Origin of the sequence: Virgibacillus pantothenticus, from assembly GCF_018075365.1 — a bacterium.
GTDB lineage: Bacteria > Bacillota > Bacilli > Bacillales > Amphibacillaceae > Virgibacillus > Virgibacillus pantothenticus.
On record NZ_CP073011.1, the window covers coordinates 3,432,885 to 3,456,911 of the forward strand.

The following is a 24,027-nucleotide window of genomic DNA, read 5'->3' on the forward strand; positions in this document are numbered from 1 at the left end:
ATTTCGCTTACCCCCTACTGCCTTCCTCTTAGCGACGAACCGATGAGACCTTATCGTAGGACGCATTTCTAAAGTCGCATCGTTGCTGGCGCTTGCGCTGGACGTGGCTATTCGGTTATTTCGTTATCCCCAAGCACCTCATTTTATGCTTGCTTATCTTTTGAAATAAAACAAAGGGTAAAATTTTCAAGCATTCTTAAAGATTGTACCAATATACGCTCTGTCACTTCCAAATCTTCCTTTCTTCTTGGAAAAGAAGTACTTTTTCAGCGTGTGGTTTATAGATGATCTAGCTTTTTTCCCCTGTTAAATCACAAAGTAAAGCATTTTTAAGAAGCATTACCCCCTACTTGAACTTTTCTACATCCTCTATAAATCTTATAGCAAGAGTCTACGGATCTTACAATCGAATTAAAAATGAAAGAGAGGATATGCTCCTCTCTTTATATTTATGCCGACAACTTATCCGTTATCACCATTATTTGGGAAAATAACTGGGCATTGTGGCGGCATAGTTGGTGTAGGACATGGAGTGACTGGGAGAACGTCTCTTGGCTCACAGAATTCTGCTACAATTTCAAGGGTTACATCAAATGTGGATTGGATGCTTTGACATAGACGAACAGTAAGCGTTACATCAAGCTGATTTGGGTCAATGGTTTGATCACAAGCAGCGGTACACACAAAGCAATCTAAATCTGTGTAACATACATCAATATCTGTTCCTTCAGGTGCGCAAAGAACCACTTGTTCACAACGAGTGAAATCTGCTTCACATACCTCGACTGTTCCTCCTCCTAGTTCTGCTATTAAATCAACAAAAACCGTTACTTCAAAATTTTTACGAATGTTTACCAGTTGTAATGTTACCTCTGTACCATCAATAACAAAATCCTGGTCAACTCTGTCCAAAATAACAATTGGTTCCATACAATTAGGTGTAACTGCACATGTAACCGTATCTACATCGATATCTTCACATGTTAATTGTTCACCAGTATTTGGGTTTAACGGCAATTCTAAATCCATTAAGTTTAAATCAAATATTGATTCATTAAGAACCCAGTCATATACTTTCTCTGTATTAATACATAGGAGTTCTTGACCTCCAGATAAATTATTTGCTTGCATAATAGCAAACACCTCCGAATAAGATTAATTTCTTTCACTGGTAGCCTATGAACAAAGCTCCCAAACGGTATAGTAATATAGCGGAATTATCGTGATAATCATGGATTTAGTTAAACGTCATAGTCATAGCGGCATCAATACAATTTTAAAACACCCAATATATCCAATATGTTATTTAGATTAAATCGTAAAACTGGCGCATAAGATGTTATGGAAAAACCATTTTTTCAAGCCTCCAAAAAATACACATTTGTCACATATTGATGTTTCATAAATAGTATATTAATGTGCTGTAAAAGGGTGAATGAAAATGTATCGATATGAATTGTATAATGTTGATGATATTGATAAGTTAAAACAAGAGCTTCATGCCTACAAGCAAACGGTTAGGATGACAACAGAGGGAAAGTTTTTCGAAGATTATCTTAAGACAAAAGATGATTTCAATGATTTAAAAATGAAAATTTTTCAACTAGAAGGAGACATGAAGACGATGGAAAAGAATTATCAAGAAGAAATTTCTGATTATGAATTAGAGATGCAAAACCTTATGATCCACCTGACATCCATTGCAGAGTCCGTACAGCAATTAAAACAAGAGACGCAATTAATGAAACATCAATTTGAACAGCTACCATTTGTCGAGCTGTCCGAAAAAATAAATCAATTATTAAGTACGCAACACACAAATGCAAAAGAGCAGAAAATAGAGTTAGAAAGGATAAAAGGAGAACTTTTACAAGTTAGAGAATGGGTAAAACCAAAGGTAGATACTGCTAAGAACAATTTGACAGTCAAGAAGTCAGAATACAGACAATTGCAAGGCATTCTTCAATCGCCAACCAATGTGGAGCAATCATTCAATCAAAAAAAAAATAACCAAATAAATAAACACTACTACAGTCATACAAAGACAAACACTAAAAAGTCTTATTACACACACCCTACCGAGCGAACAGAATCGGATACGATTTCCAATAACAAAGCAAAAAAAGTGTTCCGACACCCCAAATATGAATTAAATAAAAATATTATTACTCGGACAGCAGCTCCAAAAAATAAACCTAAACAAGTACATGTTGAAGAAAATATTCCTACAGACAACACTATATCTACTTATGAAAATCATACTCCTGCTGAAAATAACAGTATGCCCATTGAAAGTAATCGTATGCCTAGTGACAATAACAGCATGATTAATGATAATAACAGCGTTCACAATGACAATAATAGTATGATCCATGATGGTAACAACATTTCCAATGACAATAACAGCATGTTCCAGGATAGTAACAGCATTCACAATAACAATAACAGCATGTTCCAGGATAGTAACAGCATTCACAATGACAATAATAGTATGATCCATGACAATAACGTCGAAGAAGAGAAAATAGCAAGCTCTGATGTGGAATTAGAAAAAAGCTTAGAAAATAATTCCCAATTTATTAAAAACCAAACAGACGCAACAGAAAGCAATTCTGGACATACGGAAGAACAGAATAAAAAATCTTCATTTCTTTCCCTCTTCAAAAGAGGCTAAAATGAACGATAAGCAAATAATTATCCCACTTTCTATAAACAATCAAATGATTGAGCACGGATACTCAGCATTACCCTATGAGGCATGCGGCTTATTAGCTGGCAATAGGATGAAGGTACAATCTATTTGGCAATTAGAAAATGAGCGGAAATCGGATAGACGCTTTTTTGTAAGTAAGGAAAAAGTTGAGGATACGTTGAACAAAATTAAGCTAATAAACCAGCAGGTCCTAGCTATTTATCATTCTCATCCTTTTACAGCACCAATTCCCTCCACATTCGATCTTAGAAATCATCCCACCACCACCGCAAAAATGGTTATTGTATCCTTTAAGGGAGGTTCACCCTCTGTAAGATGCTATCGAATACGTGATACAAACTATGAAGAATGCCTTTTTTGTATTGAAACCACACGATAGCCCGGCCTCTTCTGCAAAATAATACTATAATATATTATAAAACCTAAGGAGTTGAAAAAGGTTGAAGGCAAAAGAATTAAAGAAAGCAACAAGTAGTTGTACTAAATTAAAGAAACCCATGAAGCCTATTGTATTGAATTCATCACCAACGATTAAAAGGGGAATGTTCCGAAGAGGTGGCTGCTGCGGTAAAGCAAAATAACATGAAATGAATTACATCCTCCGAATAGGTTATAAGAACGAACGGTTTAGAATAATAGTTTTACATTTATAGAGGCAATTTTGGGAATTAAAATAATATCTTACTGCGATGTATATAGATAGCATTTATCTATAAAGCGGCTAGACAATACTCCTATTTCCAATTAAAAGCCTCTTTCTGTATATTTTCATACCCCATCGCCATGGATTCTCCACTTTTATACAGCGAGGTCAGATTACGAATATATCAGCTGCCTATTTTTTTCATTTCCTTCCGAAAAATCAATTCTTTTAAAAGATGGAGCTGCTTTTAAAATCAATTCCACCCTCTACAGCTACGCTTTTCCCAAACTCCCATATTACTGCTATAGATGAGAATGAGTTTTTTTCCATCCTGCACCATAAAATAGATTCAAGTACATCTACCTATTTACATAAGCCCTATTAACCGTATGTATGCTAGGGAAATGACTTAATAATCAAAAAGTCCAATCACAAAGCGCATTTGGCTAATAGTATAATCTTGAAAATAATATTTTATTTTCGAACAGAATTCGAGAAAGGGGGGAGGATGTAATGTCCTCTAAAAAATGTTTCAATAGTGTTGTAATGGTTGGCGGCAATCACGTAAAAAAGCGCAAGCCACCAAAACATCATTCCTGCTGTAAACACGATGCAACCTGCGACTGTAATTTCAGGAAGCCACAACCTAAAGCAACTAAGTTAAACAGTGATTGTTTTCTAGTTAATTCCCTGGTAGGTACTAAATCCGTTCAAAAGGTGGCAGAGACAACGCTCCCTATTACACTATTTACTGGTTTAACTGTTCTAGAAGATATTGTTTCTATCAGCGTTGTGCCAAATTTAGCTGGAATAACACAAAATGCTAGAGTAATCAAGGATAAAGTAGTAAATATTGGCCTTATACCTGCAACAATTACGATAACAATTGCCGGCGTCGCTTTGCCTGCTGTTGTAAATACGACTCTCCCATTCCAAGAGCATACCGATTTCCCAGGCGCTTGTCCACAGGATATTTTACAAGAAACACCGCTTGAAATAGAAGGAACCTTCAGTCAACCAGGGGTACCAGTTGTAGACGTTGCTGGGGTTACTCTTGTTGAAGGTATTTTATTTAAGATTGTATTACGCACAACTATTACAGTAACTCGTCCAGTGATTAAAGATGCTGAGGGGAACTTTTGTGATGCTAATCCTAATCGCTGCGAAACCCCAGCAACTCCTCCATCATTCACTTTTCCACCGCCAGAGAATGGTGGAATAATATAGTAGTAAATGTAGCTACAAACAGTTAAATAGGGCTGCCCCAATGGCTTCCATGGCTTTTGGGGATAAGCCTATTTATATACAGCACAATATACTTTTCTCCTCATGTACTTAAAGAAAGATTAATCATGTGAATCTTCAATCAGTGGGGTTTTTTATTCATCCACCACGGCTTGTTAGTACCGTAATGGTATGACCTAAAGGTCTCTAAACGAATCGTATTAGGTGCTGCTATCTCCCACTTAGACTTGTTGCAGTAAAGATTATCCAACTCCTGAAGCGGGAGACTTACAGCACCTTATATGCGGGATAAATAATAGCTCCTCAATAGCCCTTAGCTTCATATTGCCAATGTAGGATGCTTAACGAAATCTTCTACCAGAAGTTATTACTATGCAACTTCTTATTAGTAGGACTTTATCTGCTACTGAAAAGAGCAGAACAAGCATATGAACAAAGACGCGGGGTGCCCGTTTAGCAACGGAGCAAATCAAATGAGATAAAGGAATCATGCCACCAAACAGGGGTATGCCGACTTCTGGGCGGTAAGCGTGTTTTTAGTCGGCCTTCCTCTTAGTGGCGAACTGATGAGGCCTTATCGTAGGGTGATTCAGTGAAGTCGCATCGTTGCTGGACGATGGATCCGGACGTGGCTATTCGGTTATTTCGTTATCCCCAAGCTCCTCATTTTATAGTTTCCTATACAGTAAAAAACTGGGAATACGGAAAGATCCCAGTGATGACTGTAGCAATTTTCCTCGTTTTGAATTTATTCATAGTGCTTCCATCTTCCCTATGAAAGAAACAATTTGATACAATCGTATTATACGAAAACATGGAGGGATACAATGCCATTAAAGGATAAAAAGGTTATTGCACTTGTAGAGAATGAATTTGAAGACTTGGAACTTTGGTACCCAGTCCTTCGTCTGCAAGAAGATGGTGCTGTCGTTCATTTGGTAGGGGATGAAGCTAAGAAGACGTATCAAGGCAAGTATGGGGTACCAGCAACATCTGACTACGCGTTTTCTGATGTGAATGCTGCTGAATACGATGCTATTTTAGTTCCAGGTGGTTGGGCTCCGGATAAGCTTCGCCGTTATGCCGAAGTCATTAAACTAGTTCAGGAAATGGATGAACATAGAAAACCGATTGGTCAAATTTGTCATGCGGGCTGGGTATTAATCTCCGCTAAAATCTTAACAGGTAAAAAAGTGACCAGTACGCCAGGAATAAAAGATGATATGAAAAATGCTGGGGCAACTTGGATAGACGACCCCGTCGTTGTCGATGGACATCTTATTTCAAGCCGCAGACCACCTGATCTGCCAGCTTATATGAAAGCCTTTTGTGATGTATTAGCAAACGAATAACATCCAGTTATCCTACTAGCCTGCCGCAATGTGCTACAAAATAGTAATTTAGCGGAGTGTAAAAAGAATCATGATGTAAACTCTATGCATTGTCTAAGGAAATAAGAACACCCTACCGCATGAAGCCCAAAATAAGTCTCCAACGAATGAAATACGATTTGTCGGAGACTTATTCATTTACAGCTATCCTTTACATAAAGAAACCGTTTCCATATAATGAAAAGAAGGAATCATCTGATAATAAGGAGGGGTAAAATGAAGCAAGTAGAGGAAGGGATATTGCTTTGGGAGCCAAGTGAAGAAAGAAAAACAACCGCTAAAATTAACAGCTATATCAAATGGCTAGGTGAACATAAAAACATGCATTTCCAAGATTACCATGCTTTATGGGATTGGTCGGTTCATGAAATAGAGGCATTTTGGGCTAGTATTTGGGATTATTTTGACCTTCAGGCAGAAGAAGGCTATCAAACTATTTTATCCTCCCATCATATGCCAGGGGCAAAATGGTTTCCAGAAGCAACGGTAAACTATACGGAACATATCTTTCGAAACCGTGCGACTTCCAACCAACCCGCCATCATTCACACATCGGAAAGTAGAAAAATAAAGACAGTATCATGGAGGCAGCTCTATCAAGATACAGCGGCTATGCAACAAGTATTAAAACGTCTCGGCATTCAGAAAGGAGACCGCGTCGTCGCTTATTTGCCGAATATTTATGAGGCAGTCGTTGCGTTTCTAGCCACTGCAAGTGTTGGGGCAATCTGGTCTAGTGCTTCTCCTGATTTCGGTACACAAAGTGTCATTGATCGCTTTCAGCAAATAGAACCAAAATTGTTTTTTACCATTGATGGCTACGTATACGGCGGCAAAGCTTTTGACAGAACAGATGTAGCAGCTGAGATTCAATCCAGTTTACCAACATTAGAAGCAACCATTGCGATTTCCTATTTAGAAGAACAAGCAACTTTCGCTTCTTTACAGCATGTTATTCATTGGGAGCAAGCAATTAAAGAAGCTCCTGTTCGTCCATTAAGCTTTACGTATGTCGCTTTTAACGATCCCCTATGGGTACTCTTCTCTTCTGGAACAACAGGAAAACCAAAACCCATTGTTCAGAGTCAAGGCGGTATCTTATTGGAGCATTTAAAAGCACTAACGTTTCATGTCGATCTCGGAGAAGGTGATCGTTTCTTCTGGTTTACGACAACAGGATGGATGATGTGGAATTTCCTTATTGGAGGGCTACTAACAGGAAGTACCATCATTTTGTATGACGGAAATCCTGCTTATCCTTCTAAAGGTAGATTGTGGCAGTTAGCAGAAGAAACGAAAATGACTGTATTCGGAACAAGTGCGAGTTACATTACTTCTTGCATGAAGGATAATATAAAACCGTATGAGAATTATGACTTGAGTCAGTTAAAAAATATCAGCTCAACCGGATCTCCGCTTCCACCAGAAGGTTTTTTATGGTGTTATGAAAATGTGAAAAAAGATTTATGGATCGCTTCTGCCAGTGGAGGAACAGACGTATGTACTGCATTTATTTTAGGAGTCCCAACTTTGCCAGTCTATGCTGGAGAATTGCAATGCCGTGGCTTAGGAGCTAAAATCGAATCTTTTAATGACAATGGGAAACCGGTGATAGAAGAGGTTGGTGAACTTGTATTAACGGAACCTTTCCCATCTATGCCGATTTATTTTTGGAATGACCCGGACGGCTCCCGTTTAAAGGAAAGCTATTTTAATGTTTTCCCGGGTATATGGCGGCATGGAGATTACTTAAAAATAACTAAACGAAAAACATGCGTCATTTACGGACGCTCAGATGCAACGATTAATCGAGGTGGTGTGCGCATTGGCACAAGCGAAATTTATCGAGCTGTGGACCATATCCCCGAAATTGCGGACAGCTTAATTGTCGATATTCCGCAACCAAATAGTGATTCCTTTGTTCCATTGTTTGTTGTGATGAAGGACGGTTGTCAGTTAACAGACGATTTAAAACAACAGATTAACCAGCATATTCGAGCACACTGCTCCCCTCGACACGTTCCTACTGGCATTTACGAAGTTCCAGATTTGCCAAGAACGTTAAACGGTAAGAAACTGGAAATTCCAGTGAAGAAAATATTACAAGGGAAACAAATGGAGCAAATTGTTAATAAAGGTTCATTACACAACGCTGCGGCATTAGATGCCTTTTACCAATTTGCCGAAAAAATAAAGACTTGAACTTAAGTCCATGCAGAAGAGTCTAGGACAAATGATGCTATTAACTCCAGACGAGTGATGCTCTGAAAATACTTGTAATCTTCTGCGGGAGTGAAATCCCGCAGTACATTAGCACTAGGAACTTCACAATCGTCCTAAAGTGCGCGAAGTATGTTTCCGGAGCGGATTATATGCACATTCATCATTTCTATCTAGGGGAAACTTTTGCAATTAGGCATTGTTAAAAACACGTATTATGAAAGCTGCCTAAGCTTTCACCAACATAACTATCCCGAATATTAGGTGTGCAGTACGATCCCACTTCGGGAACCAGAGTAGGTGCATAGCGGGGTTAACGATACCTAAATTCCCCATTCATTGGACCTGTAAGTGTTCAACCGCGAAAGGTGTGTCACGCATAATTTTTCAAGAACGCTCTACTTCAATCAGTGGGAGATGAGTAAACCCTCCACTGATTGAAGATTCACTTTATACGTGTAATTTTGCTACCTGCTTTTGTGTAAGTAGGCTCACTACAACATAAACGAAAAATGAAATGACAACTGGCATGACGACCGAATGGATACCAAACGGCTGTGGAAAAAAGGTGTCTGATAAAATATACAGCCCGACTCCAGCAATCATGGAAGCAAGCGCACCGTATTTATTCCCTTTTTCCCAATATAATCCCAATACGATCGGCCAGATGAATGCTGCCTCTAATCCACCAAAGGCAAACAGATTTAACCAAATGATCAAATCAGGCGGGTTTAAAGCCATCAAAAATATAATCACGCCGAGCAATGCAGTAATACCAATGCTAATTCGTTTAATTGTCTGTTGTGAAGCGTCTGGTTTTACGTAATTTAAGTAGACATCCTTAACTATTGTTGAACTAACTAACAATAATAACGAATCTACTGTCGACATAATGGCCGCCATAGGCGCTGCCAGCACAATTCCCGCCAGCCAATTTGGCATTACTTCTAAGGCAATTAAAGGCATCACCTTATCCCCGACTTCAATACCAGGTAATATTGGTCTTGCAAATACACCAATTAAATGCATATTCAGCATAATAAATCCAACGACAATTGTTCCAATGATAATGGCACGGTGCATCGATTGAGAATTTTTATAAGACATCGCTCGTACCGCTATTTGCGGTAAAGCAACAACCCCGACTCCAACAAGGATCCAAAAAGAGGAAACGTAAGCAGGTGTTAATTGCCCTTCGGAACCATAAGGGGTAATCAAATTCGGATTTTCAGCACTTAAATCAGCTATAATTGCTGGTACTCCCCCACCTGCTATAATGACCGCAATAAGCAGGATAAGTGTACCACCAAACATGATACTACCTTGAATCGCATCTGTAAGAGCGACAGCTCGAAAACCGCCTACTGTAACATAAATTAACACAGCTACAGCAAAAATGAACAATGCACTCGTATAATTAATCCCCATCAACGATTCAATTAGTCTCGCTCCCCCAATCCATTGAGCAGCCATCGCGGAAAATAAAAAAACAATAATGCTAACTGCCGAAAAAATAACCACCCATTTGGACTGATAACGCTCTTTTAGAAAATCGACCATTGTCAACGCTTTGTACTTTCTCGTTATGACAGCAAATTTTTTCCCTAACACCATTAAAACGAAATAGCCTGTAGCGACTTGTGACATAGCAAGCAGCACCCAGCCGAGCCCTTCATTATATGCTGTTCCAGGTCCACCTATAAAACTGCTTGCACTTCCGTACGTTGCCGTCATTGTCATCGCAAGCACAAATCCACCAAGGCTTCTACCACCTAAAAAATAATCCTGAGCAAAATTTGTCGATGCCTTTAAATATCCTCCTGCCCAAATTCCCACTCCAAAAATAATGATTAAAATTACAATTAATGGTACAAGTGATTCCCAATTCATTCTGCGTCCTTCTCCTCATCAAATGAAATAGCTACGAAAAACTTTTTCACAACGATTGTAACGAGAATTGCCATAACAATAAATCCAAGCACACAACTATAAAAAAACCATGCCGGCAACCCCAAAATATATGTATATTGATCAGGCTGTTTATTTCCTAATCCGTAAGCGAAAGCAAACCACCACACAAAATTAAACACAACTAAACCTAGGCCTATCCATGCTTCCCGATTGGCAATTTTTACATCTTGTTTTTTCACCGATACTTCACTCCTTTACGAATCTACAATTTTTTAATTACCAACAATATATCGCAATTATTTCATGAATGTAAAGAACGGGGTAGAAAAACGACTTTGGAAAATACTGCTTCACAAAAACTGAATCTTCCATCCGTGGGGGTTTTCATTCATCCCCACGGCTTGTTAGTACTGTAATGGTATGACCTAAAGGCATCTTACGAAATTGGGTATTTAAGTGCTGTTATCTCCCACTTAGACAATTATCCCACTCTTGAAGTGGGAGTTGTACAGTACATTATATACGGGATAAACAGAATAAAATTTCACAGCATAAGGTTCCCTCTCCCGCTACGTAATGAATATCACAAATGGAAAACATACTATTCCTATTTCGAGAATAGAGGGATACACTTATAAAATACTGAAAAATTTGGGGGGTAAATGTAGGTACCCATTCCTTTAATAAGATGTTACCCATTAAACCTTCAAAATACTGACGCTTGACAAGCATGTGTTAATAAGCCTACATTGATTAACTAAGAGATTGTTTTTATGAAGGCCAAGTCAAAAACTCTTAAAAGCAGAATTTTAAACTAAAAAAGTATATAATAAATAAAAATTTATAATGGGGTTATAGAAATGAGTAAACCTGAATTATATGTAAGTTTAGCTGTGGGGCCTGATTGCGCTATGGAATCCTATGCATTACGATCAACTCTTGAATACTTTGGGGTAAGGGTTACTATGCATTGGTTAGGAAGACCAAATGATCTTGTAAATATATTATCGGGTAAAGATCGCGAAGATAAAATAGATTATTTAATATTAAACTTCCATGGTGATGAAGGCAGATTTTGTATAAACGAATTAGCTGAGGAAATCTATGAACCTGATGAGCCAAGCGGGAAGTTTTTTGACGCTCAAGATGTACTACGATTTGCAAAACTGGAAGGCATAAGAGTTATTGCAGCAGGTTGTACGTTGGGTAGAGAATCATTGGGAAAAGCCTTCCTTAAAAGTGGATGTCATTCTTATCTAGGCCCTGATGATTATATAGATGGTAATTCTAACTTAATGTTTATCATCAGATTTATTTATGAGATGGTAAATAATAATAAAAGCCAGCAAGAAGCATTTGAAATCGCGAAGTCTATCGATCAAGAAACCTCCATGTTTAAAATTTATTCAACCTAAGAAATAAAAAACTGGAAATTAGTTTGTCTAGCGCAAACAGAAGAGTAAAGAGGCTGGGACATAAGCAAATACTATATAGCAAAAGCCGAACAATCCATTTATAATTATTCGGCTTATTTGCACTATAGGAAAGTATAAGGTTTTTTTGGTTTATAGTATAAGAAAAACAAAGGCTTCCGCCATAAGACTTGGCGACAAGCCAAGTTTTTCTAACATTAAAAAATTTTTATTACCGTTATGTCAAAATACTTCGCTTTCCGCAGGTCTCTTCAGCTTCCTAGGAAGGCAAAAACCGCTTTTCTGTGGGATCTTCAGCTCGCGCTGTTCCCGCAGGAGTCTACCTATTTTGACTACGCTAAAACTTGCGTATACACAATTGGCGATTTATGGTTCGTTTTTAATCAGCCGCTTTCGTTATGTCCCAGCCTCTTAAAAAATGACAGAACAAACATTCAAGAAATACACTGTGAACTACTCCCACCACTTACCACCCTTACGGGTTGCTTGAAGTGGGGGCTTCTTGGGTAATCGCCACTTTTGGTAGCTGACGAAGTTGACCAAGCTAACCCTCTTGTTCCAAAAGTTTATATTTTTATTAGGCGGCACTTGATAATAGGCGAATGCCTTCTTTTTTGATATTGAGTGCTGAATTATAATCTCTATTGAGACTTAGACCGCAAGTACATTGGTAGGTACGTTCAGATAACCTGACTTCTTTTACCGAACCACAATTTGAACAGGTTTTGGTGGATGGAAACCATTTGTCAATTTTGATAAGTTGTTTCCCTTGTTCTTTTAGTTTGTATTGTAAGAAAGAGGTGAACATTCCCCAACCATTATCAGCAACACTTTTGCCAAACTTTAGGGCTTGTGACATCCCTTTCATGTCCAAATCCTCAATCACAACGGCATCATAACTAGTCGCTAATTTCTTTGATTTATGGTGAAGAAAATTCTTGCGTTGATTGGCGACTTTTTCTTGAATTTTAGCTACATGAATGCGTTGTTTATTCCAGTTCGAAGACCCTTTCTTTTTACGAGAAAGTTTACGTTGTTCTTTAGCTAATTTTTCAAGCATTTGTCGATAAAACTTAGGGTAATTGGCTTTCTCACCCTCACTGTCGACAAATAGTCCATCCATCGCAAAATCTAATCCGACAACGCTTTCAATTTCCTTGTGATCAATCTCCTTCTCGTATTCTGTAAGAATAGAATTATAGTATTTTCCTGATGCAGTCATAGACAGGGTACAAGATTTGATGTTGTACTCTGAAGGAATTTCTCGATGTTGCTTGATTTTGACCATTTTTAATTTGGGTAATTTGATATGACCATCCAACAATTGAATATTACCGTTTACGACATTTGTTGTGTAGCTTTGCTTGTGTCGTTTACTTTTGAATTTTGGGAACTTGGCCATCCCTTTGAAGAATGCTTTATACGCCCTATCCAAGTTTAGTTGTGCGTTCGCTAACGCTAATGAATCTACTTCCTTTAGCCATTCATACTCTTTTTTGTACTTGGCGGGTGTAGGGTGCTTCACCTTTTTTAAGGCATCTTTATCATCTTTCAATAATTCATAAGTCCCTTTACGTTCAGCTAACATCTTGTTGTAGACGAAACGAACACATCCGAAAGTTTTGCGTATAATCAAAGCCTGTTCATCTGTTGGATACAACCTAAACTTGTACGCTTTATTTTGTTTAGCCATATCAAATCACCTCACTTTATCCCTTGATTTTCAATATATTTTTTTACCACTTCCATAGGTGAACCGCCCGTTGTCAACAAACAAAAGCTTCTTGACCAAAACATTTCTTTCCATAACTTTTTACGAACATGGGGAAAATCCTTCTTAATAAGCCTTGAACTGGCACTTTTATAGGTATTGATGAATTTATAATTCACTGTTGGGGTGTGCTTTGAACAAAATATGAATATGGTCAATATCATGGTTTCATTCGACTAATGTGATATTATATTTTTCACTCAATGACACAAATTTATCTTTGGCATAGTCTGAAATGGTATCATTTATTACTTTTCTTCGATACTTCACGACTAACACGAGATAGTAATACATCGAGAACACTGAATGATTATTACTGTCCAATTCCATTGTTATATCACCCCTTGTACTTTATCAAACTGATTATACTATGTTGAACAAAAAGGGAAAAGAAAAAGCCTTTGGGCTGTCGCCCAACCGAAATTCATCTCCCCCTTACCGTTGGGCTACGCCCTTCACACGCTTGAAGAGGGAGACTTCTTTCGAAAGTACTTTAAAATAAAAATGTTTTAATAACGTTATTTCTGATTTACTCTTAATAATGTCTTCAGCGTTAGATGGAGGGCATATCCCCGGTTACATGTGGATACAATAACTAGTACTAGTATAGCACTACATGTAACAGTACCAACATAACAAGGATTAACGAATGCCTTTCATGAAACGTTGAATTATTGGTGATAACAGGAATAATGCTAAACCTAGAAAAATAGCAATTGTTCCAATGACGCCAAAATATATTATTTCTGTTGCTGGTTTATAAAGCTTCACAATTTGCGCATTAATGGCCTGTGCTGAAGCATTGGATAAAAACCAAAGACTCATTGTTTGCGCAGAAAATGCTACTGGAGCAAGCTTTGTTGTTGCGGATAAACCTACAGGAGACAAGCATAGTTCTCCAATAACTACGAGTAAAAAGCTAAGTACAAGCCATATAGGGCTTACTAAGCTATCCGTTCCATTGATCGAAGCTGGGATAATCATAACTAAAAAGGATAAGCCAGCAAAGAACAAGCCGAGAGAAAACTTTTTCGACGTTGATGGTTGCCGTTCACCTAATTTCATCCATAGCCCGGCAAATACTGGAGCCAAGGCGACGATAAATAATGGATTTAGCGACTGAAACCAAGACGATTTTAGATCTATACCAAGAAATTCTAATTGTGTCCGTTTGTCCGCATACTCTGCTAAAATAATAGAGCCCTGCTCCTGTATCGCCCAAAACATAATGGCAGCGATGAACAAAGGAATGTAGGCAAGCAATCTTGATTTTTCGTCTGCATTTGTTTTTGGACTACGATACATAACGATAAAATAAAGCGTAGGTATTATAATACCTAATATACTAACAAGATAAGTAAATCGATTAATGGTTAACAATCCTGTTTGCATAGTGATAGCACCTAATAAAATGATAATAACAATACCTGTAGTGATTCTACCAAATACTTTTTTCTTTTCTTCTTTGGCAAGTGGATTCGGTACATAAGTTCCTGCTAAACCAAGGTATTGTTTTTTAGTAATTACAAAAACGATCAAACCTAATAACATACCTACTGCCGCTACACCAAAGCCTAAATGATAATTATATTCTTGTCCTAACGTACCAACGATTAACGGTGCAATAAGTGCCCCCATATTAATTCCCATGTAAAATATGCTAAATGCTGAATCTCTTCTTACATCTGATAAACGGTAAAGATCCCCAACGACACTGGATACATTTGGCTTTAACAAACCAGTACCCATAACAATTAAAAACATGGATAAAAACAATCCTGTTACTCCTGCAGGTAGTGCTAACACAATATGACCAGCCATAATCAGTACGCCACCGTAAAATACTGTCTGTTGCGTTCCTAATAATCGATCGGCAATCCACCCGCCGATAATTCCTGACATATACACGAGTGATCCATAAATTGCCATAATGGATTTAGCCGTATCATTGGCGATACCCAAGCCGCCACTAGCAACTTCGGTATACATATAATAAAGTAAAAGCGCACGCATTCCATAGTAGGAGAAACGTTCCCAAAATTCTGTGAAGAAAAGTGTAAATAGACCTCTCGGATGTCCAAAAAAACCTGTCTGGGGGACGCTCTGTACAATTTCTTCTTTACTATGTGTTGACATAATTCAAACTCCTTCAGAATAAACTGATAATTATACTTTTTGTTGTACTTATGGTACTCCTCTGTATTTCAAACGTCAAACTTCGAAAAATTGTGATATTTTCACAATGAAAACTAATTATTTATAACCAAATGACAATCGTGTTCCCTTTGATTCACGCTTGGTTTAGCCATGTTTATTATTTTTAATAGAAACGTAACTATTTATTCTAAAATAGTCTTTGGAAATAGTTAAAGTTCAAAAAATAGTCATCTATTTATATTTTAATCGTTTTCCCTATACATAACACTTGAAATAATGTACATAGTTACTTATAATAAGATTTGTGTCTATACGGGGTCATAGCTCAGCTGGGAGAGCGCTACGCTGGCAGCGTAGAGGTCAGGGGTTCGATCCCCCTTGACTCCATCACAATAAGGGGAGTGCAGTGACATTAGTTACGGTACTCCCCCTTTTGTATGCTTAAATAAAAATATGCCTCAAGCATGAATCTTTCTCTTCGCATATCTTCCTGTTCAAGCATTGTACTCTGCTTCCATTTCTATCACATGTATTTGTCTATGATGAGGACAGCGTTTAGCAAATGTGGGATGTTTTTCTTGTTCTTATTGCCTACGTCCTAACTTCTTGTGAACAGTGTAGCTTTAAATAAAGTTTGCTCAAAAAATCCTTAAAAACCAATATGTTAAGTTATAATTAAATGAACCTGTTTTGAAAATAGATTTATCAAAACAGGTTCGTTTCCCGTGAAACTCTATACAGTTATAATAATAAAGTTTGATTATTTATTGCCTGTGATCCTCAACAATCGCTCTCGTTAATGGAGCATCTATTTAGTATTTACCAAGAAAAATTTTTTGTCACGTCTTAAATTGACAAATCAAATGATAAAAACTCAGGCAGTTCTTGTTTATGCTTGTCGAGCATAATCTGTTTCGGCTTGATGCCCTGCCCACGCAGTACTTCAATGTTCTGCACGAGGAATTCGTCGCTGCCGACAACATAGAAGAGTCCATCCTTGTCTACAGCAAGATTTTTCACTTCTTCATAGTAATCTTTACGGTTATCGACGAATTGTGATGTGAACTTTTTGTCAGGTACAGATTCAAAAATATTAGTGAATAAAAAATCTTTTGACGAATCGATGTTCAGAGAATGTATTTGATTTACGTTGTCAGAACGTTCGAAATAATCAAGTACAAGCGGTCTGAAAGTTGCCAGACCGACGCCTGATGACAGTAGGTAAACATTTTTGTCTTCTCTTTTTAGTGGTACATTCGAATGAGTTTTAAATATTGCAACTTCATTGCCGACCTCAAGATTTCTTAAAATTGTTTTAAACTCAGAGCACTGCTCTCTGATGCGTGTTGTGATACCGATTGAATTTTCGTGCGGTAAAGTGGAGATTGACATGTGGCGAATCAGGCTACGGTTTGGTTTATCTCCAGCATTAAAACCTTTTAGTGCGAAGTGGGTGTGGGAACCTTCTTCCCATGTGAAGTCTTCCGGACAGTCGAGCAGGTACGTTTTAACCTCAGGCGTTTCTTCAATAATCTTATTTATTTTAGTCCAGTATATTTGCATTATATATTCTCCTTATTCAATCATATGTATCGTTACTATCTAATATACAATAATTGATAACAATTCTCAACTGAACGAATTGATTATTTCAGGTATTTTATGCGACTTCAATTTACTGACAATTAAAAAAATACTTAAACCTGAATTATTCATACCTCTAAAATGACCGGAGAAAAAATTAAAAAGTAATGATATGAATCAATAATAGGTCTAAAAAATAGAAGACATGCAATTTTTTCTCCATGGATGACTCCAGTCCTTAAAAAACTCTGTTTTTGGGCGTACTAACCCCTTGGCCTTTCCAGTATTTTTTTTTAAATAATGGAGAAATAATGACTCTTTACCAAATTCTAATGAAACCGCTTCGGAAAAACAATATCCTTCCCGCGGCTTGCGCTCAGCCTCCTCGAAAAAGAAGTTCGCTTTTTCTGCGGGCGCTTCCCACTGTGCTTTCCCACGGGAGGAAGACTACGTCAGCGAAACATCGCACGAAGAAAATGTGTTGTTCATTTTCAAGGAGTCTTCGTGCTTTTCCTTTGCTAGCTAAATTATTCTATTCTAATTGTAGGGTTAGGACTCGTTGTAGTATCTTCCAGAAAAAAGATTGGTACACAAAACTAGACGATAGTTTAAAGTACAAAGATCTACCCGATTTAACCAATCTCCTAGCGACTTTAATGATCTTGGTGCGTATCGTATGCATTTGCATATTCTTTTGTTCATCTGGAAAACAAAGCGTGCGGAACCAGTTTGTTAAGTTATACGCTAATAGGTTCAGCATCATTCTTGCATGTTCATTTCAAAAGAATGGTTGCTCGTACGGTCAAAATAAAAACCATTTTTAGCTTCTTTGATATAGTTTTCATCGTTCCCCTCTTTTGATAAAATCGAACGCCAGCTTTCTTGACTTCATTCTTTAGTGTATAAGCATTCATAAGTTATAACGTTATTTCTATGAATCATTCAGGTTTATTATGATCAAACTTTATTTTAAATCTACAAATAGCATTCTTCCAATTAATTTAATAGGAGCTCTCGATGCCAATCAATTCTGACATCCCCTTCCATTAAATAGAATTAAACTATGTTAATTATTTCATGTTTCGTTTGTCTCCATCAAGAATCCCGCTTGCTTTAAAGCTATTTCTGCTTCATTTAGTTGTTCTTCTTTATCGGCAAGCAATGTATGCAAATGGACGCCACCTGTAAGTTCAGACAAATATGCTGCACCAGTGGATGTGATTTTGTGAATAAATTGCTCTACTTCCTTTCGATTCGATACCATAATGGAAGCTGTCAAATCGCCATAAACGAGATGCTCTATCGTTACATCCTTTACCGTTATTCCATAGTCGACAAGGATCGTTAATTCCGCTTCTGCTTCATCAGGTGTATGCTGACAGGCAATCGTCTTTTCTACGCTACCATCGGCCCTGGGAGACAAATACATATATCCTTGGCTCGTAGCAATAATTGGTTCCTTCCTCGCTTTTAGCAAAGTTACATCATTAACAATAACTTGACGGCTAACATTGGTCCTTTTTGCCAGTTCCCCGCCAGTAATTGGGGTATTGGCATTTTTTAATAGACTTAAAATTAAAGCCCTTCGTTCTTCACCGAACACTTTTTTCTTTTCTCGCAATCTTCATCACCTATTTCCTTATTTCCTCCAACAATTTCCTTCAATACTTGTACTAATTGAACAATATCATTTTCGCTCGTATCTTTGCCGAACGAAATTCGAATAAACTCCTTTTGTCTCTCCTCTGAATATCCCATCGCTACCATTGTTTTTCCTGCTGTCGCTGATGCTTGCCCACAGGCAGTTCCAGTTGATATGCAAAAGCCTTTTCGACTACATTCTAACATAATTAATTGACCTTCATAATTAGGAAATGTAAGACCAACAATATGAGGTAACTGTGATACAGATGATTCAATTACTTGTTGCTGCGACTTTAGCTCTCTCCTTAACTCTGCTAAGAACAGCCGCCTTAATTTAATTGCTCTCTCCCATTCTTCTCCAACGTACTTTAATGCCGCGGCAACAAAAGCCGCAATACCAGGAGCGTTAACCGTTCCGCCACGAATCCCGTGTTCATGAGTTTGTAAAGGAAATATACCTTTAACAGCACATCTAGGTTGAATATAAACTGCTCCTACACCTTTCGGACCATATAATTTATGTGATGAGATGGAAAAGCTGTCGACGACCTTATGCAGATTTGACAGATCAACTTTACCAAAGGCTTGGACAGCATCAGTATGAAAAATTATTTCTGCGTGCAATAGCTGGCGAATTTTCTCAAGTGGTTGAATAGAGCCAATTTCTGAGTTAACATATCCAATCGTTGTCATAATTGTATCAGAACGAATTGCTTTTTCTAACTGAAGCAGATCTACTTGTCCATCTTTCGTATACGGTACCTTCGTAACCTCAAACCCACTGTTTTCCAGATACGATAAAGCTGAAAAAACAGAAGAATGTTCTGCTTGTGAAGTTATAATATGCTTGCCTTTATACGACTGACTGAGTGCAAGTGATACAATTGCAAGCTGGTTGGATTCTGTGCCACCTGAGGTAAAATAAATCCCTCTTGGCGGAACATGTAATAATGACGCTAAACTTTTACGACTGTTTTCCAGTACTTGTTTTGCTTCTCCTCCTATATGGTGTAGGCTACTTGTATTTCCCCAATAATTTGCAGCCACCTGCTGATAGATGACTAATACTTCTTCATCTATTGGCGTTGTAGCGGCATAATCAAGATATATCACTTTATTTTCATCCCCTTTCCGTCAACCCGATTCATATTTCTTACCTACTCTTAGAAAAACTTGGCTTGTCGCAATCTTTTAGTGAAAGCTGTAGTTTTTCTTATACTTAGAGCCTAGCGTTTTATACTTTATTATATTTTTCAGACAACATTTCCCCTTCTTCCCCTCTTTACAGCACTTATTTTTAACAACTTTTTTGTCCAAACTTGCTTTTTATTTTTAACTGATTTTTATAGCCTATAAAAAATAATGATATAACACTTGTATTTAGCTTAATAATATGTAATGATATGTGTCAAGACATATGTAAAAAAGGTGAGTTCACAGTGAAAGGAACAGACATAATAATTATTGGCAGTGGGATTGCTGCATTACAACTTGCCTGCCAACTTAAAGAACAGTTTAATGTGATGATAATCACAAAAGGTTATATAAAAGATAGCAACTCTTATCGAGCTCAAGGAGGGATTGCTGCTGCTATTTCCGCAACCGATAGCCTCTATGATCATTACATGGACACTATTACTGCTGCAGATGAACATGGACATGCCGCAGCCATTCACACATTAGTCACGGAAGGAAGGCAAATCATTAAGGATTGGATTCGAGTTGCTCCATTTGATATGCATTCAGATGGCAATATCGCCTTAGGCTTAGAAGGAGCCCACAGTAAAGCACGCATTACCCACTGTGGGGGAGATCAAACTGGAAAATATATGACAGAGTTTCTTCTCCGCCAGTTGTATTTGTCAAAGCGTGTCCAATGGCTGGAAAACAAAATGGTAATCGATTTATTGCAAAACAAAGCAGAAAGATGTATTGGCGTTATAACGAAAGACATAGATGGATCATGTCATACTTATGTCGCTCCACACGTCGTTCTCGCAACCGGCGGAGCTGGTGAACTATATGCAAGCACGTCTAATACTTGGTCTGTTGCAGGCGATGGTGTAGCACTTGCTTATCGAGTAGGAGCAAAACTTAGTGACATGGAATTTTTCCAATTTCATCCAACCCTCCTCCATATAAATGGAAGAAGTATAGGACTTGTTTCTGAAGCCGTTCGTGGGGCGGGCGCGACCTTAAAAAATGATTTAAATGAACAATTCATGGTGCATGTTCATCCGTTAGGTGATTTAGCCCCTAGGCACATCGTTGCACATGAAATATTTCAGCAAATCAAAGCAGGAAGAAAAGTATATTTAGACATTACACCAGTAAAAGATTTCAGCTCCAGATTTCCTGCAATAACTAACATGTGCAAACAACATGGTGTTTCCATTCAAAAAGGAAAAATTCCTGTCGTCCCTGGAGCACACTTTATGATCGGAGGTGTCGTTATTGACGATTGGGGCGCTACCTCAGTGAAAGGCTTATATGCTATTGGTGAAGTTGCAGCAAGTGGTGTTCACGGTGCAAATCGTCTTGCCAGCAACTCTTTATTGGAGGGGCTTGTTTATGGAAAACGTTTAGCAGCCTACATCGTCCAACAACATGACAATTTGCAAACGATTGATTTCACACCAAAGAAACAACATCGAGAACAACTTACTAAACTACCATTTACCAAACAAGAACTACAGCAATCTATGATGCAAGCAGTTGGAATTATTCGTGATCATGATTGTTTATCTAAACAATTAAGATGGCTAGACGCTTATCAAATTGATCCCTTTAAACAAATCGAACAAAGCGATCGTTCCACGATTCAAGTATATTTTATGTGGATTGCTGCTCGCCTGATAACAGAAGCAGCATTACACCGTACAGAAACAAGAGGTTGCCATATTCGCTCCGATTTTCCCAATAAAGATAACGAGTATTGGCTACAAAAACGGATCGTTCATTTTAAATCGACGAATAGAATGGAGGTAACCTATGATCAACCTTATACAATTAAACACCATGCTTAATCAATTCTATTTAGAAGATATTGGACATGGCGATATGACGAGCCAAAATTTGTTCGATACACATATGCAAGGAACCATCACATTTCATGCTAAAGAACCAGGGATTTTTTGCGGTGCTGAAATTATAGATTTGGGTTTTCAAATTATCCATGCTCCTATTCAGCTTATTAGAAATAAAGAAAACGGAGACCATCTAGGAGTTGGTGACGTAATTGCTACTGCATCAGGATCGATCATCAATCTATTACAAGCGGAAAGGGTGATCTTAAATCTGCTCCAACGAATGAGCGGAATTGCTACATTAACCTCAAAAGCTGTACAAATGGTGAATGAAACAGACGTAAAAATTTGTGATACTAGAAAAACGACACCTGGATTACGTATGTTGGAAAAACAGGCGGTACGATGTGGAGGCGGATATAATCATCGATACGGTTTATCTGACGCAGTGATGATTAAGGATAATCATATTGCCTTTTCTGGCTCAATTACAAATGCCGTACAAAGGATAAAGTCCAGGCTTGGTCATACAGTGAAAATAGAAGTTGAAATTGAATCAGAAGATCAATTATTAGAGGCGATTGCCAATGAAGTCGATATTATTATGTTTGATAATTGCTCTCCAGAAATGATTAGGAATTGGATTCACCATGTTCCAAAAACGATAATCACTGAGGCTTCTGGCGGTATCCAGTTGGAGCAATTACTGAATTATGCAAAAAGTGGGGTTGATTTTATCTCATTAGGTTATTTAACACATGCAGCACCGTCGTTAGATATAAGCGCTTCTGTCTATATGTGAACCTAATATTACTTAAAGTCATTAGAAAAACTTGGCTTGTCGCCAAGTCTTATGGCGGAAGCCTTTGTTTTTCTTATACTATAAACCAAAAAAATCTTATACTTTCCTATAGTGGAACAAAGGCGCAGGGCGCCCGTTTAGCAACGTAGCGAATGGAACGAATCAACTAAAGATTTAGGAATCACGGTGAGGTAACGAACCGATGATGACTTATCGTAGGGCGCATTTCTAAAGTCGCCTCGTTGCTGGGCTCATGCGCCGGACGTGGCTTCGGTTATTTCGTTATCCATAAGCACCTCATTTTATAGTTTCTTATCTTATTAAAAAGGAGTTTTATATATGGATCTGCTTAAAGAGTTAACCCAACCATCCACATCCATTCCGAAAGAATATCTAGCCTTATCGAAGCAAGAAATGGAGGATCGGGTTAAACAAATAAAGCTTGATTTAGGCAATGCCTTATTCATTCCCGGACATCATTATCAAAAAGACGAAGTCATTCAATTTGCTGACGCTGTTGGCGACTCTCTTCAGCTCGCCCAAGTATCTGCACAAAATAAAGAAGCAGCTTACATTGTATTTTGCGGGGTTCATTTTATGGCGGAGACCGCCGATATGTTAACAAATAATGAGCAAATGGTGCTCTTACCTGATATGAGAGCAGGTTGTTCTCTAGCAGATATGGCTGACATCTATCAAACTGAACGCGCTTGGGAAAAGCTCAGGCAACAATTTGATGATTCTATTCTACCGTTGACATATGTAAATTCGACAGCGGCAATTAAAGCATTTGTCGGTGAACATGGGGGTGCTACTGTTACTTCATCGAATGCACACAAGATGGTGGAATGGGCATTTACACAAAAAGAACGGATTTTATTTTTGCCAGATCAGCATTTAGGGAGGAACACTGCTTCTGATCTTGGTATTGATGAAACAGAAATGGCAATATGGGATCCAATCCAAGATGAGCTCGTTTTTACTGGAGATGTACAGAAAATAAAAGTAATTTTATGGAAGGGGCATTGCTCCGTGCATGAAAACTTCACTCTAAATAATGTGGACTACGTACGAAAAGAACACCCCAACATGACTATTATTGTCCATCCCGAGTGCAAGAAGGAAGTGGTGGATGCTGCTGATTATAATGGCAGCACCAAATATATTATTGAAACGATTGAACAGGCAAAGACAGGAACCTCTTGGGCGATTGGAACGGAGATGAATCTCGTCCAACGAATAATGAACCAACATCCTGATAAGCATATTATTTCGCTAAACCCATATATGTGTCCATGTTTAACAATGAATCGAATTGATCTACCACACCTGCTCTGGTCTTTAGAAAAAATTCAGCAAGGATCACCGATTAATCAAATTACTGTAGATACAGAAACTGCTTCCCGTGCTCGTCTTGCACTTGAGCGCATGTTGGAAAGAGCATAATAACATGTTTTATACTTTCTTATCTCATTAGAAAAAGGGGC

General features: G+C 37.9%; 17 protein-coding genes, 1 tRNA gene and 2 pseudogenes. 10 read left to right on the forward strand and 10 right to left on the reverse strand.

The annotated features are described in order from the left end of the window. Positions 1-462 precede the first annotated feature (462 nt). Positions 463-1,131 carry a BMQ_0737 family morphogenetic spore coat protein gene (locus KBP50_RS15875; protein WP_050351426.1) on the reverse strand — a complete coding sequence of 223 codons (669 nt, stop codon included), beginning with the start codon at positions 1,129-1,131 and terminating at the stop codon, positions 463-465. A gap of 310 nt (positions 1,132-1,441) precedes the next feature. Between KBP50_RS15875 and KBP50_RS15880 the strand changes: the two genes are divergently transcribed. The 5 genes from KBP50_RS15880 to KBP50_RS15900 all read left to right on the forward strand — a co-directional run bounded on the left by KBP50_RS15880 (position 1,442) and on the right by KBP50_RS15900 (position 8,194). Continuing rightward, on the forward strand, positions 1,442-2,674 hold the full coding sequence (locus KBP50_RS15880; RefSeq protein ID WP_050351427.1) for an AAA family ATPase: 1,233 nt from the start codon (positions 1,442-1,444) through the stop codon (positions 2,672-2,674). A 1-nt stretch (position 2,675) separates the two neighbouring features. After that, positions 2,676-3,092, forward strand: coding sequence for a M67 family metallopeptidase (locus KBP50_RS15885; RefSeq protein ID WP_050351428.1), 417 nt, complete (start codon positions 2,676-2,678; stop codon positions 3,090-3,092). 777 nt (positions 3,093-3,869) lie between these two features. Continuing rightward, on the forward strand, positions 3,870-4,583 hold the full coding sequence (locus KBP50_RS15890) for a hypothetical protein (protein ID WP_050351429.1): 714 nt from the start codon (positions 3,870-3,872) through the stop codon (positions 4,581-4,583). 845 nt (positions 4,584-5,428) lie between these two features. After that, positions 5,429-5,953, forward strand: a complete 525-nt coding sequence (locus tag KBP50_RS15895) for a type 1 glutamine amidotransferase domain-containing protein (RefSeq protein ID WP_050351430.1) — start codon at positions 5,429-5,431, stop codon at positions 5,951-5,953. 255 nt (positions 5,954-6,208) lie between these two features. After that, entirely contained in the window at positions 6,209-8,194 is a 1,986-nt protein-coding gene (locus tag KBP50_RS15900; protein WP_050351431.1) for an acetoacetate--CoA ligase, read from the forward strand. Between the two features lie 468 nt (positions 8,195-8,662). Here KBP50_RS15900 and panF read toward each other — a convergent pair whose 3' ends face one another. Together panF and KBP50_RS15910 are read right to left on the reverse strand one after the other, a co-directional pair. Beyond that, positions 8,663-10,102: a sodium/pantothenate symporter gene (gene panF, locus KBP50_RS15905; protein WP_050351432.1), complete on the reverse strand. Its 1,440-nt coding sequence runs from the start codon at positions 10,100-10,102 to the stop codon at positions 8,663-8,665. Beyond that, on the reverse strand, positions 10,099-10,362 hold the full coding sequence (locus tag KBP50_RS15910) for a YhdT family protein (protein WP_050351433.1): 264 nt from the start codon (positions 10,360-10,362) through the stop codon (positions 10,099-10,101). The genes panF and KBP50_RS15910 overlap by 4 nt, the downstream gene beginning before the upstream one ends. Before the next feature lie 621 nt (positions 10,363-10,983). On the opposite strand from KBP50_RS15910, the gene KBP50_RS15915 reads away from it, so the two are divergent. Next, on the forward strand, positions 10,984-11,538 hold the full coding sequence (locus KBP50_RS15915) for a hypothetical protein (RefSeq protein ID WP_050351434.1): 555 nt from the start codon (positions 10,984-10,986) through the stop codon (positions 11,536-11,538). 595 nt (positions 11,539-12,133) lie between these two features. On the opposite strand, the gene KBP50_RS15920 is transcribed toward KBP50_RS15915, so the two are convergent. The 3 genes and pseudogenes from KBP50_RS15920 to KBP50_RS15930 all read right to left on the reverse strand — a co-directional run bounded on the left by KBP50_RS15920 (position 12,134) and on the right by KBP50_RS15930 (position 15,463). Beyond that, positions 12,134-13,249 (reverse strand): RNA-guided endonuclease TnpB family protein, encoded by a 1,116-nt coding sequence (locus KBP50_RS15920; RefSeq protein WP_050351435.1) that lies wholly within the window; start codon positions 13,247-13,249, stop codon positions 12,134-12,136. An 11-nt stretch (positions 13,250-13,260) separates the two neighbouring features. After that, positions 13,261-13,657, reverse strand: a pseudogene (gene tnpA / locus KBP50_RS15925) (IS200/IS605 family transposase). 312 nt (positions 13,658-13,969) lie between these two features. Beyond that, positions 13,970-15,463 (reverse strand): peptide MFS transporter, encoded by a 1,494-nt coding sequence (locus tag KBP50_RS15930; protein ID WP_050351436.1) that lies wholly within the window; start codon positions 15,461-15,463, stop codon positions 13,970-13,972. Positions 15,464-15,798: 335 nt separating this feature from the next. Here KBP50_RS15930 and KBP50_RS15935 point away from each other — a divergent pair. Continuing rightward, positions 15,799-15,871, forward strand: a tRNA-Ala gene (locus KBP50_RS15935). Between the two features lie 459 nt (positions 15,872-16,330). Here KBP50_RS15935 and KBP50_RS15940 read toward each other — a convergent pair. The 4 genes and pseudogenes from KBP50_RS15940 to KBP50_RS15955 form a co-directional block, all read right to left on the reverse strand. Further along, positions 16,331-17,047: a ferredoxin reductase domain-containing protein gene (locus tag KBP50_RS15940; RefSeq protein WP_050351437.1), complete on the reverse strand. Its 717-nt coding sequence runs from the start codon at positions 17,045-17,047 to the stop codon at positions 16,331-16,333. Positions 17,048-17,600: 553 nt separating this feature from the next. Further along, positions 17,601-17,940: pseudogene (locus KBP50_RS15945) on the reverse strand (transposase); the annotation flags it as partial. Positions 17,941-18,143: 203 nt separating this feature from the next. Further along, a complete protein-coding gene (locus KBP50_RS15950) occupies positions 18,144-18,689 on the reverse strand; it encodes a transcription repressor NadR (protein ID WP_050351438.1) in 546 nt (181 codons plus the stop codon). Next, a complete protein-coding gene (locus KBP50_RS15955) occupies positions 18,644-19,825 on the reverse strand; it encodes an IscS subfamily cysteine desulfurase (protein WP_050351439.1) in 1,182 nt (393 codons plus the stop codon). The genes KBP50_RS15950 and KBP50_RS15955 overlap by 46 nt, the downstream gene beginning before the upstream one ends. Positions 19,826-20,151: 326 nt before the next feature. Here KBP50_RS15955 and nadB point away from each other — a divergent pair, with 326 nt between their 5' ends. The 3 genes from nadB (at position 20,152) to nadA (ending at position 23,986) form a co-directional block, all read left to right on the forward strand. Next, a complete protein-coding gene (nadB, locus tag KBP50_RS15960; protein ID WP_050351440.1) occupies positions 20,152-21,738 on the forward strand; it encodes an L-aspartate oxidase in 1,587 nt (528 codons plus the stop codon). Further along, positions 21,707-22,540, forward strand: coding sequence for a carboxylating nicotinate-nucleotide diphosphorylase (gene nadC / locus KBP50_RS15965; RefSeq protein WP_050353437.1), 834 nt, complete (start codon positions 21,707-21,709; stop codon positions 22,538-22,540). Before nadB ends, nadC begins: the two co-directional genes overlap by 32 nt. 339 nt (positions 22,541-22,879) lie before the next feature. Further along, positions 22,880-23,986 carry a quinolinate synthase NadA gene (gene nadA / locus KBP50_RS15970; RefSeq protein WP_050351441.1) on the forward strand — a complete coding sequence of 369 codons (1,107 nt, stop codon included), beginning with the start codon at positions 22,880-22,882 and terminating at the stop codon, positions 23,984-23,986. Positions 23,987-24,027 lie beyond the last annotated feature (41 nt).